Here is an 11987-nt window from a genome sequence, read left to right as displayed (position 1 = left end):
CCCCTTTTTCGCAAAGAGGGGAAAAATACGAAAAAACTAACCGCACTTTTGCAGTAAAAAATAGGAAAAATAATATGCAATCATACAACGTAGCAGTATTAGCAGGCGATGGTATTGGCCCTGAAGTAATGGCGGAAGCCATTAAATTATTAAATAAAGTTCAAGAAAAATTTGGTTTTAAACTTAACTTTAACGAGTTTTATGTGGGCGGTGCTGCCATTGATCATTGCGGTTATCCATTACCAGCAGAAACCTTAAAAGGCTGTGATGAAGCGGATGCCATTTTGTTTGGCTCTGTAGGCGGCCCTAAATGGACAAATTTACCGCCAGATCAACAGCCAGAACGCGGTGCATTATTGCCATTGCGTAAACACTTCAAATTATTCTGTAATCTTCGTCCTGCAACCCTTTATAAAGGCTTGGAAAAATTCTGTCCATTACGTGCAGATATTGCTGAAAAAGGCTTTGATATGGTGGTGGTGCGTGAATTAACGGGCGGGATTTATTTCGGTCAGCCTAAAGGTCGTGAGGGGGATGGCGTACAAACCAAAGCATTTGATACGGAAGTGTATTACAAATATGAAATCGAACGCATTGCACGTGCGGCTTTTGAGGCAGCAATGAAACGCAATAAAAAAGTCACTTCTGTAGATAAAGCGAACGTATTACAGTCTTCCATTTTATGGCGTGAAACTGTGACAGAAATAGCAAAAGACTATCCTGAAGTGACTTTAGAGCATATCTATATCGATAACGCCACAATGCAATTAATCAAAGCACCAGAAGCTTTTGATGTTTTACTTTGCTCTAACATTTTCGGCGATATTATTTCTGACGAAGCAGCGATGATCACAGGCTCTATGGGAATGTTGCCATCTGCCAGCTTAAATGAAGAGGGTTTTGGTTTATACGAGCCTGCTGGCGGTTCAGCCCCTGATATTGCAGGCAAAGGCATTGCCAACCCAATCGCACAAATTCTTTCTGCCGCGATGATGTTGCGTTATAGCTTCAACTTAAACGAAGCAGCAGATGCCATTGAAAGTGCGGTTCAAAAAGTTTTGGCAAACGGACATCGCACCGCCGATTTAGCCGATGATTCCACACCAGTTTCAACGGCAGAAATGGGTACATTGATTACACAAGCAATTTAATACTTGCCTTCCCCCGTTTACGGGGGAAGGTGCCCGAAGGGCGGAAGGGGGGCAATCTCCCACCCTTAGTTATTTAGAAATATCCCCAATAAACAGGGGGACAAAGTATTTAAAGTGCGGTTGAAAAACACCTTGAATTTTAACCGCACTTCCCTTAACGAATAGAGAAAAATATTATGGCAAAAACACTTTACGAAAAATTATTTGATTCACACATTGTTTATGAAGCAGAGGGCGAAACGCCAATTTTGTATATTAACCGTCATTTGATTCACGAAGTAACTAGTCCGCAGGCTTTTGATGGGTTACGCGTCGCAAATCGCCAAGTACGCCAAGTAAACAAAACTTTTGGCACAATGGATCACAGCATTTCTACTCAAGTACGCGATGTCAATAAACTTGAAGGTCAAGCGAAAATTCAAGTGTTAGAATTGGATAAAAATACCAAAGCAACAGGTATTAAATTATTTGATATAACAACCAAAGAGCAAGGCATTGTACACGTTATGGGGCCTGAACAAGGCTTAACCTTACCGGGTATGACAATTGTTTGTGGCGATTCACACACCGCAACGCACGGTGCATTTGGTGCCTTGGCATTTGGTATTGGTACTTCTGAAGTAGAACACGTATTAGCCACTCAAACTTTAAAACAGGCTCGCGCAAAAAGTATGAAAATTGAAGTGCGTGGTAAAGTTGCATCAGGTATTACGGCAAAAGATATTATTCTTGCCATTATCGGTAAAACCACGATGGCAGGCGGAACAGGACACGTTGTGGAATTTTGTGGCGAAGCGATCCGAGACCTTTCTATGGAGGGGCGTATGACCGTCTGTAATATGGCAATTGAAATGGGCGCGAAAGCAGGCTTGATTGCACCAGATGAAACCACATTTGCATATTTGAAAGATCGTCCACACGCACCGAAAGGCAAAGATTGGGATGATGCGGTTGCTTATTGGAAAACCTTAAAATCTGACGATGATGCACAATTTGACACTGTGGTAACGCTAGAAGCAAAAGACATCGCACCACAAGTCACTTGGGGGACAAACCCAGGGCAGGTAATTTCTGTGAATGAAACCATACCAAATCCGCAAGAAATGGCAGATCCTGTACAACGTGCTTCGGCGGAAAAAGCCTTACATTATATTGGCTTGGAAGCTGGCACTAATTTAAAAGATATTAAAGTTGATCAAGTGTTCATCGGATCTTGCACCAACTCACGTATTGAAGATTTACGCGCAGCAGCGGCTGTAATGAAAGGTCGTAAAAAAGCGGATAATGTAAAACGTATTTTAGTAGTACCAGGTTCTGGCTTAGTGAAAGAACAAGCGGAAAAAGAGGGCTTGGATAAAATCTTTATTGCCGCAGGTGCAGAATGGCGTAATCCAGGTTGTTCAATGTGCTTAGGAATGAACGACGACCGTTTAGGCGAATGGGAACGCTGTGCTTCAACGTCAAACCGTAACTTTGAGGGGCGTCAAGGTCGTAATGGACGTACCCATTTAGTAAGTCCTGCAATGGCGGCAGCAGCAGGAATGTTCGGTAAATTTGTTGATATTCGTGAAGTGGCATTAAATTAAAGCTTAAAAAGAGGAAAAAGAAAAATGGCAGGATTTAAACAACTTTCAGGCTTAGTCGTACCATTGGATGCGGCAAATGTAGATACCGATGCAATTATTCCAAAACAATTTTTACAAGCCATCACTCGCGTAGGTTTCGGCAAACACTTATTTCACGAATGGCGTTATCTTGATGTGGACGGCACCAAGCCAAATCCAGAATTTGTCTTAAATTATCCGCAATATCAAGGTGCAACAATTTTGTTGGCGCGTAAAAACCTTGGTTGTGGTTCTTCTCGTGAACATGCCCCTTGGGCATTAGCAGATTACGGTTTCAAAGTGATGATCGCTCCAAGTTTTGCAGATATTTTCTACAACAACAGCTTAAATAATCATATGTTACCAATTCGTTTAAGCGAAGAAGAAGTAGAAGAAATCTTCCAATGGGTATGGGCAAATGAAAGCAAGCAAATCCATGTAGATTTAGAAGCGATGACGGTCACTGTTGGGGATAAAGTTTATACTTTTGAGCTTGATGAATTTCGCCGTCATTGTTTGTTAAACGGATTGGACAATATCGGCTTAACCCTGCAGCACGAAGACAAAATCTCAGCATACGAAAAAAATATTCCAGCGTTTTTACGTTAAAAATAAAAAATGAGCTGATTTTTCACCGCACTTAATCACTGAATTTCATTCAAAAATAAAGCCCTGTAATACACAGGGCTTTGTCGTCTATAACGCTAATTTAAACAGGCTTATTAAAAACTAAAACTTAGTTTCACTTCCGCTGTTTTTTGTTTTTCCGCTTGTTTTGCTTTTGTTAATCCACCAATTAGACTTAATTTCACATTATGATATTTCAATTTAAGTCCTGCGTTATATTGCTGTTGGTTTTCCACGTTGTAAGCAAAATTATATTGATTTACATTAATTTTTCCGCTGCCTTGATTTGCATCATATCGAGCAGACAAAATTGGCGTAACGGAAAACCCGCCTAAGTGATAAGTATAACTTAAATCAACTTGAGCAAAGGCCGTTTTGACAGATATTGGATTTACTTTAATGCGATCTTGATCTAATGCAAAATCAGCGTTTGATAAGTAGCTATAACGCACGCCTACTATTGGCGTAATACCAAAATTGCCAAGATTAAATGCTTTGCCTGCGGTTAAACCAAATTGTGCAGTATGGCGAGCAAATTTTGCATTATGATTAGTTTGTAAGTTGCTTTGGAAATTACCATAGCCTAAATCCACCGCTAAATACCAATGATTATCCGCATAATATTTAGAATAGAGATTTGCTTGTGCTAAGGTATTTTTACTGCTTGCCTTATCAAAGTTGTTACTATTGCGAACATAAGTAAACACGCCACCTAACTGAACATTGTTTGAGATTGTTTGATCCCAACCAAGTTGAGTTTGCGCACTTTTAGAACTAAAACGACGATATTGACTTGAGGAATAATTTTCGTTCATTGAAGTATTAGATACCCAAACGTTATATTGCCCCTCGTTATTCATTTCTAACTGGCTAATATGTTGAGAAACTGCTTTCCCTACATTTAATGCAACAAATTGTGCTTTTGCCATGGCATCAGAAAGTACCGCATTGGTGTTTGTACTTGTGAGATCGCGCAATGCTACTGCAGAACGATCGCTGCCACTTGTAACAGTTGGTTCCGAGCTAACACTTCTTCTACTTCTACGATTTGGCTTACTGCTTTTTGAATTATCAGCTACTGTTGTTTCGTCAGTAGAAGTTGCTGTTGTTTCGTCAGTAGAAGTCACTTTAGGCTGGCTAACAACAGCTTCTGTTGTTGCTGTTTTTGATTGAACTGCTTCTGAATTAACTGCAGATTTAGTTGTAGCAGGTGTTGTCTTCTCTGGATTTTCCACTACAGAGTTTCCAGTGCTTACTGTTGCACTTGGTTGTGTTTGCAGTTGAGCTTGAACTTCTTCTGCATTCTTAGCAGTCGGAACATTTTCACTTTCAAGCTCTGCTTGCGGTTGAACAGTTTCAGACTGTTCCTGTTTCGGAGACGTTTGAGAAGCAACTTTAGGGGCTTCTTGAGTTTTCTCTGTTTCTACTTTAGCCGTTTCTGTTTCTACTTTAGCCGTTTCTGTTTCTACTTTAGCCTTTTCCTCTTTTTCTACCGTAGCTGTTTCTTTTGTTTCAGTCGTTTGAGCTTCCTCGGTTTCACTTCCACTTTGAGCCACTTCATTTGTTTGAGTGTTAGCTTCTACACTTGGTTTAGCTTCTTTTGCAACTTCTCTATTTTGAGCTGTTGTCTCGGTTGCGTCTTGCTCGTTTTTCTCTACGGTTTCACTTTCTTGCGGACTATTTTCTGACACTGTTTTAGTTGTCTCTGATGGTGTAGCAGGCGCAGGTGGTGGAACTGGTGCTTCAAGACGAGCTATTTCTTCATTGTTACTTGATACGCTAGGTGCATCAGCTTGAATATCATTAGGTGCTGTGATATTTGTCGTATCGACAGTTAGATTTCTTCTTTCTACCTCTGGGTTATACAAATCGTAACGTCCATTAGTGTTTTTCAACGTATATTTCCAAGCACCAATATCAACACTGCCATTTGCCAGTGAAACATTTAAGCCATTTCTTTCAGTTGCATTTGACGCATCAAAAAGCGTGAGTTCATTTTTTGTAGGCTCGCCTGTTTTATTTGCTACTTGTAATGTAAAGTTACCTGTGGCGGATTGGGTTACAACAACTTTGTCGCCCTGATTTTTAGAAATATCAGTTAAATAATAGAAAGAACCGTTACCTGATAAATTGCTAATATTGAGCGTGTGGTATTTTGTTGCTTTTGTTGCATCTGAGACATTATTTAAATGAATATGCCCATTTTCTAGATTTAATTGATGAACATCACTATTTCCTGTTAAATACCAATGGCTATTTTCTTTTAAATTAACTTGGCTATTTCCCGTGCTGCTAATTGTGCCGAATAAGTTAGCTTTGCCTAAGGTAAAGTTTGCACTTTCGGTTAAATTTACATTACCGCGTAGATTGGTTGGATTAAAGCTATTAAGGGCTTTTTCCGATAAATTGCTATTATGGCAAGTCACATAGCCCGTATAGTCAGAACGTACACAAACTGTGTCGCCTGCTTTATAGCCGATATGAACTTGTGCTTTATTAGAGGCGGTGATATTAGAAGTAATATTTGCAACATTGCGTCCTGAATAAAGGGTTGCGTTATTGGTTACATTAATATTTGTTGCTTTAAAATTGCGGTTAATCCAGTCGTCTTCTACTACCACTTCATTATTTTCAGTGAAGTGAGGATCTTTCTTAGTTGAAGAAATACCCGCAATATCTCTTGCGTGTGGTGTTGGTCTGCCAGAAAGGAATAATGTACCTTGTTGAACATTTAAATCGCCATTAAGGTTTGTTCCGCCTGTTAATAAAAAGCGATTTTGCTCACTTTTGCCTTTAAAAGTCACATTTAGATTACCGTTATTTTTACCTTCTTCCTCGCCAAAATAACCGTTAAAGCCATTCATACGGCTATTATTGATGTATTCCATCGTTTTCTTTTGGGCTTCTTCTTTGTTTTTACCCATATATAGCCAAGTTTCATTGCTTTCTTTATCATTGTAAGGAAGTTGTAAATTAGCCTTAGCACCTTTTCTTAACGCATAATAAGTATAGTTTTCTACATTTAAATAGAGTTGTCCTCCATCTTTAATGCGTCGAAAATAAGGACTATCTTCATCTGGTGCTTCTATATTATATGGAGTAATTGTATTTGGATTTGTTATTAATCCTGTCCCAGTAATCGTTATATTTGAGGTATTAGTCATATTATGATTAACCACTCTTGCACCATCATCAATATTACGGATATGCTCAAAAGTGAGATTATTGCCATTGGCATCTAATCGACCGCCTCTAAATCCAAAGTAAATTGAATTTGGATCTACTTGTTTATCATCATTAAGCACAAGAGTTGAGCGACCACTTACAATCCCTACTGAAGCAAAAGCGCGTTGTCCTTCTTTAGTTGTTTGTTGGTTTAAAACAACGGTGCCATCGCCCACTTTTAGCGAACCTTTATTATTCCCTTTTCCCTCAACAATTAATGTTCCTTTACCAATCTTGGCTAAATGATCTTTTTCAGGATTATGTATTTTCCACGTTACAGTTTTTCCCTCTTCAACAGAAACTCCGCCGCCTACCCAAGTAATATCGTCCGTTTTTCCTTTAACTTCATAGTTTCCTTTAAAGAATAAACCGCCAGCACCTTGATTGATATGATCATCTAAAATAAGTGTGCCTTTCCCATTATTAGTGCTATCGTCAAATGTTACATTTTGTCCTGTTTGTAAATGTTCTTTTTGTTGGAAATTAACAAGTCTATTTGGATCTGAGGGGAGTGTTACAGTAATTGTATGATCAGTGTTTTTTATTTCACTTTGATGATTTGTAGTGTTTGTCCAACGATATTCTTTGTTAGAGAAAGGCACAGGTTTAGCGTTATCTCGGTTTTTTATATTATCAGCAAAATCTTTTTTATAAATATTCCATTCTTGCCAAGATTTTTTACCATAGCCAGCCCAATAAGTATAAGGCCCGATAAAAACCCATTTGTTTTGTTGTTTATCAAAAGCAAATAAAGGCGAGCCACTATCGCCTAATACGCCGTAGTTGGTAAGTGGGTCTTGAGAAAGCAAGGTTTTAGCATCAAGATCTGCTTTACGACTATCGCCAAAACCAATAAGACCTTCTTTGGTTTCAACTTGATCAATGTTTATTTCTTTATAAGGTGTACCACCGATAGCATAGCGATATGCATCAGCTAATAATTTAATATCATTATTACGGGTAGTTTTTTCAACATAGTAAGAACCTTTTTCATAAACAAACTGAGTACCAGCACCTACTCGTACAAAATATGGATATCTTTCTTTATCTTTATAGGTTTCTAAACCGCCCCCAGCTAATGTAGGTGTAGTTGGTGCAACCTCGGTAACAAATTTATTTAAACGAGGCATATTATAGTCATCAAGTCGTTTTTGATAATCCCATTTTTCTTCAGGTTTATCATTATTTTGTGTGACTACACTATATTTATTTTCATCATTTGAAACATCTCTGTGTCCGTTATAATGCCCAAAATAAAAGTCATTTATATGTTCGTGTGCATGTTTTACGCTTACAATATATTGCGGATCCACTAATGTACCAATACGTTTATTCACATCCACAACACTAAAATCAATCATCGGAATACCGTTAGGTAAGGCACTGCCTAAAGATTGGTTATTTTTATCTCTCACTTCCACATTTGTTGCGCCAACAGAAAATCTCCCTTTATTCTCTGCAAAATCACGAAATATTTGATAATCCACATCGTCTCTCACTAGCGCGGCTTCTGTATAAGGGGCTAATGCGTAGGCGACAGTAAGCGCAATAAAATTGAGTTTGAATTTTTTATTTAGCATGGAAGCTGTCCTTATTAATTAAGTTTAAAAAGTAGATTTGATAGGACACAATTTGATATACGGCTACAAGTTGATTCAAATCTTGGTTGTGTTGCGTTGATAGTTTGCAAGTTATCTTCATTTTTATAATGGGCGAGTTTTATAGCATAAATCGCTCAAAACTTGAATTACATTTACGAGGTAATGATAATGATTTTTGATATTTTTTAAAAAATTGGCGTATTTTCCACCGCACTTTTGGCTAATTTAAGGCGTTAATGATGCCATTATGAACAGAAAACATTTTTTTGTTTTCCACTTGCATTTCTTTTAGTTGTCTTTGAGTGATGGCGGTAACAAATACTTGTGAGCCACTTTGTTGTAATCGTTCTGCCAACAAGGCACGTTTGTATTGATCTAATTCCGAGGCAAAATCATCAATTAAAAAAATACAATGGCGTTGCTTTTCTTTCATTAAATGCTCGCCCTGCGCTAGTCTTAATACACACATTAAAAGTTTAAGCTGTCCACGAGAAAGCACATCTTCAACAGGCAATCCTTGTGCTTTGAAACGAAAATCCGCTTTTTGAGGGCCTGAAAAGGTGTAATTTAAGGCACGATCCCGTTCAAAATTTTGTTGAAGAATTTCATAATAATCAGCATTTTTTTCCCACCCTTGATGAAAGCTGACATTAATTTCTAATTCAGGCAGAAAAAGTTGGCAAGTTTGTTCAATTTCAGGGCGGAGAGCTTCTGCATATTCGGCACGCCATTGACTTACTTGGTGGGCAAGTTTGGCAAGTTCAACGTCCCAAATTTTTATGGCAGAGTAAGGCTGATTTTGTGCGAGTGCGGCATTTCGTTGTTTAAGTAATCGGTTGAGATTGCTCCAAGCAGAATAGAAACTTGTTTGGTGGTGGAATAATCCCCAATCTAAAAACGCTCGGCGATAACTTGGCCCGCCGTTGAGTAAGGTTAAGCCCTCTGGCGTGATTAATTGCATTGGCAGAAGATGGGCAAGATCGGAAATTTTATTGCCATCTTCGCCATTAATTTTTACTAAGGTGTTTCCTTGACGCAGTTTTTGTAAGCCAACAGACCATTGATGTTGGCTTTCTTGGATTTGCCCAAATAGGGTAAAGTGCGGTTCGTCGTAAGAAATGATGCGGTTTGTGACCGCACTTTTAAATGAACGTCCGTGACCAAGATAAAAAATAGCTTCTAATAAGCTGGTTTTTCCGCTGCCGTTGTTGCCGATTAAAAAGTTAAAGCAGGGATCAAAATCAAGATCCACTGCTGTTAAGTTACGAAATTTTTCGACCAGTAAACGAGAAATCGCCATATTATAAACGCATTGGCATAATGACGTATTCGCAGCTGCTGTCTTCACAGTTTTCAATTAAGCAACTGGAGAACGCATCAGTTAAGCGCATTCGCACTTGATTACATTTAAGTGCATTCAGCACATCAAGAATATAGGTGACATTAAAGCCCACTTCTAATTCTTCGCCATTGTAATTGACATCGACAATTTCTTCTGCTTCTTCGTGTTCTGTGTTTGAGGCAGTAATTTTAAGCTGGTTTTCCTTTAAGCTTAAACGCACGCTGCGCGCTCGTTCATTAGATAAAATGGACGCACGAACAAAAGCCTGTTTCAGCATTTCCCAATTGCCTTCGACAATTTTTGTGGCATTACGAGGCAATACTCGGCGATAGTCAGGAAAGCGACCATCAATTAATTTTGATGTAAATACCGTGTTTTTTAAATGGACACGTAAATTGTTGGTGCCAATTTGTAAACGTGCTGGTTCATCGTTTGTTTCTAATAAACGAACCAGCTCTAACACACCTTTACGCGGTAAAATCACAGAATGATTTTGTAATTCTTGTTCAAGGGAAATGGTACACACCGCAAGTCTATGACCATCTGTTGCCACAGTTCGCAATAAATTGCCCTCTGTTTCAAATTTCATACCATTTAAGAAATAGCGCGCATCTTGGTTTGCCATAGAAAATTGAGTGGCTTCAATTAAACGGCGTAAGGTATTTTGCGGAAGTTGAAAATCCACTTCAGACTGCCAATCTGTGAGGTTTGGATATTCTTCGGCAGGTTGGGTTGTCAGCGTAAAACGACTACGCCCCGATTGCACTAATGCACGGTCTTGTTCAAAAGTAACCGTGATTTCTGAATCATCAGATAAAGTGCGGCAAATATCTAAGAATTTTTTTGCTGGAATGGTAAAAGTGCCATTTTCAGAAGACGATGAAAGCTGAGTTTGACTCGATAATTCGACTTCTAAATCTGTACCAGTGATAGTCAGACGATTGTCTTCAATTTGCAACAATACGTTGTTTAATACAGGAATATTTGGGCGATTACTCAATACGCCACATACTTGTTGCAACGGTTTTAATAAATTTTCTCTTGAAATGCTAAATTGCATTGCGTTCTCCTTTTATGCGGACAAAGTGCGGATCAAATTCGCCCAATCTTCTTGAATGCTATTGTCTTGCTCGCGGAATTTTGGCACTTCTCGGCAAGCGTTTAATACGGTCGTGTGATCACGATCAAATGCACGACCGATTTCAGGCAAACTGCGGTTTGTTAATTCTTTTGCTAACGCCATAGCAATTTGGCGTGGACGAGTCACTGAACGCGCACGACTTTTTGATTTTAAATCTGAAACCTTAATTCGATAATATTCAGCCACCACTTTTTGAATATTTTCAATGGTAACCAAGCGTTCTTGTAGAGCCAAAATATCTTTTAAGGTATCACGCACGAAATCAATATCAATGTCGCCGCCTTTGAAGTCTTGCATTGCTTTTACTCGATTTAACGCCCCCTCAAGTTCACGCACGTTGGTACGCAAGCGTTGAGCAATGAAGAAAGCGACTTCTTCTGGCAAGTTCATATTATGTTCTTCCGCCTTTTTCAATAAAATCGCTACACGCGTTTCAAGATCGGGCGGCTCTATGGCTGTTGTTAAGCCCCAGCCAAAACGTGATTTTAAACGTTCTTCAATTTTTTCAATTTCTTTAGGATAACGATCTGACGTCAAGATAATTTGGCGACCCGTTTCAAATAAGTTATTGAATATATGGAAGAATTCTTCTTGGGTTTTTTCTTTTTCAGCGAAAAATTGAATATCATCCACTAAAAGCGCATCAAGAGAACGATAGAATTTTTTAAATTGATCCATTTTATTATCACGCACTGCTTTTACCATATGCTGCATAAAGTTATTTGCGTGAATATAAAGCACACGTGCATTCGGTTTATTGGCTAAAATGCCGTTGCCAATGGCGTGTAACAAGTGAGTTTTCCCTAAACCAGTGCCGCCATATAAAAAGAAAGGATTGGCTGATGGTTCGCCCGGTGCTTGAGCAAGTTTTTGACCGACTGCGCGTGCCAGTTGGTTCGATTTACCTTCAACAAAGTTATCAAATAAATGTTTAGTATTGAGATGGGATTCAAATTTTATTGGCGTATTAGATTCTGTTTGAAAATCTACCGCACTTTCTGATCTAAGTGTTGTATTTGGTGTGCTTTCCACTATCTTGGGTGCAGGTTTGACCCCTTCTTTTAAAGAAATACGTAGTTCAGGATTTTGTGCAAGTGTTTGACAAATTTGCTGGATTTGTGCGAGATAATGGGTCTCAACCCAACCTTTCACAAACATATTAGAAGCATATAAAACAATGTGGTTATTCGATACTGCATCAGCCTGTAAAGGTCGAAGCCAAGTGCTAAGATCACTCGCTGAAACTTGATCTTGAAGTTGTAGCAGGCAACTTTGCCAAAGATTTGAGAGAGTCAC

7 protein-coding genes are annotated in these 11987 nt (G+C 38.8%); 3 read left to right on the top strand and 4 right to left on the bottom strand.

Going from position 1 to position 11987, the window contains the following annotated elements; all coding sequences use genetic code 11:
* Positions 1 to 74: 74 nt before the first annotated feature.
* The 3 genes from leuB to leuD all read left to right on the top strand — a co-directional run bounded on the left by leuB (position 75) and on the right by leuD (position 3364).
* Positions 75 to 1151, top strand: a complete 1077-nt coding sequence (gene leuB, locus ACPT8O_RS00035) for a 3-isopropylmalate dehydrogenase (RefSeq protein ID WP_021034808.1) — start codon at positions 75 to 77, stop codon at positions 1149 to 1151.
* A gap of 176 nt (positions 1152 to 1327) precedes the next feature.
* Positions 1328 to 2737 carry a 3-isopropylmalate dehydratase large subunit gene (gene leuC / locus ACPT8O_RS00030; RefSeq protein ID WP_011272333.1) on the top strand — a complete coding sequence of 470 codons (1410 nt, stop codon included), beginning with the start codon at positions 1328 to 1330 and terminating at the stop codon, positions 2735 to 2737.
* 24 nt (positions 2738 to 2761) lie between these two features.
* On the top strand, positions 2762 to 3364 hold the full coding sequence (leuD, locus tag ACPT8O_RS00025) for a 3-isopropylmalate dehydratase small subunit (RefSeq protein ID WP_005664229.1): 603 nt from the start codon (positions 2762 to 2764) through the stop codon (positions 3362 to 3364).
* A gap of 113 nt (positions 3365 to 3477) precedes the next feature.
* Here leuD and ACPT8O_RS00020 read toward each other — a convergent pair whose 3' ends face one another.
* The 4 genes from ACPT8O_RS00020 to dnaA all read right to left on the bottom strand — a co-directional run bounded on the left by ACPT8O_RS00020 (position 3478) and on the right by dnaA (position 11987).
* Positions 3478 to 8187, bottom strand: a complete 4710-nt coding sequence (locus ACPT8O_RS00020; protein ID WP_021034809.1) for a S6 family peptidase — start codon at positions 8185 to 8187, stop codon at positions 3478 to 3480.
* Positions 8188 to 8428: 241 nt separating this feature from the next.
* Positions 8429 to 9508, bottom strand: coding sequence for a DNA replication/repair protein RecF (recF, locus tag ACPT8O_RS00015; protein ID WP_005655969.1), 1080 nt, complete (start codon positions 9506 to 9508; stop codon positions 8429 to 8431).
* A 1-nt stretch (position 9509) separates the two neighbouring features.
* Positions 9510 to 10610 carry a DNA polymerase III subunit beta gene (gene dnaN / locus ACPT8O_RS00010; protein WP_005655970.1) on the bottom strand — a complete coding sequence of 367 codons (1101 nt, stop codon included), beginning with the start codon at positions 10608 to 10610 and terminating at the stop codon, positions 9510 to 9512.
* Positions 10611 to 10622: 12 nt separating this feature from the next.
* On the bottom strand, positions 10623 to 11987 hold the full coding sequence (gene dnaA, locus ACPT8O_RS00005; protein WP_021034810.1) for a chromosomal replication initiator protein DnaA: 1365 nt from the start codon (positions 11985 to 11987) through the stop codon (positions 10623 to 10625).

It is taken from the genome of Haemophilus sp. HN_Hi08 (genome assembly GCF_049824455.1).
Lineage (GTDB): Bacteria > Pseudomonadota > Gammaproteobacteria > Enterobacterales > Pasteurellaceae > Haemophilus > Haemophilus influenzae_D.
The sequence above is the reverse complement of the archived record's forward strand: the minus strand, read 5'-3'. Positions and strand labels throughout refer to the sequence as shown.

Bases quoted from the DNA above. Each gene is read 5' to 3' on its own strand.
- leuB (WP_021034808.1), top strand. From the start codon at position 75: ATGCAATCATACAACGTAGCAGTATTAGCAGGCGATGGTATTGGCCCT.
- leuC (WP_011272333.1), top strand. From the start codon at position 1,328: ATGGCAAAAACACTTTACGAAAAATTATTTGATTCACACATTGTTTAT.
- leuD (WP_005664229.1), top strand. From the start codon at position 2,762: ATGGCAGGATTTAAACAACTTTCAGGCTTAGTCGTACCATTGGATGCG.
- ACPT8O_RS00020 (WP_021034809.1), bottom strand. From the start codon at position 8,187: ATGCTAAATAAAAAATTCAAACTCAATTTTATTGCGCTTACTGTCGCC.
- recF (WP_005655969.1), bottom strand. From the start codon at position 9,508: ATGGCGATTTCTCGTTTACTGGTCGAAAAATTTCGTAACTTAACAGCA.
- dnaN (WP_005655970.1), bottom strand. From the start codon at position 10,610: ATGCAATTTAGCATTTCAAGAGAAAATTTATTAAAACCGTTGCAACAA.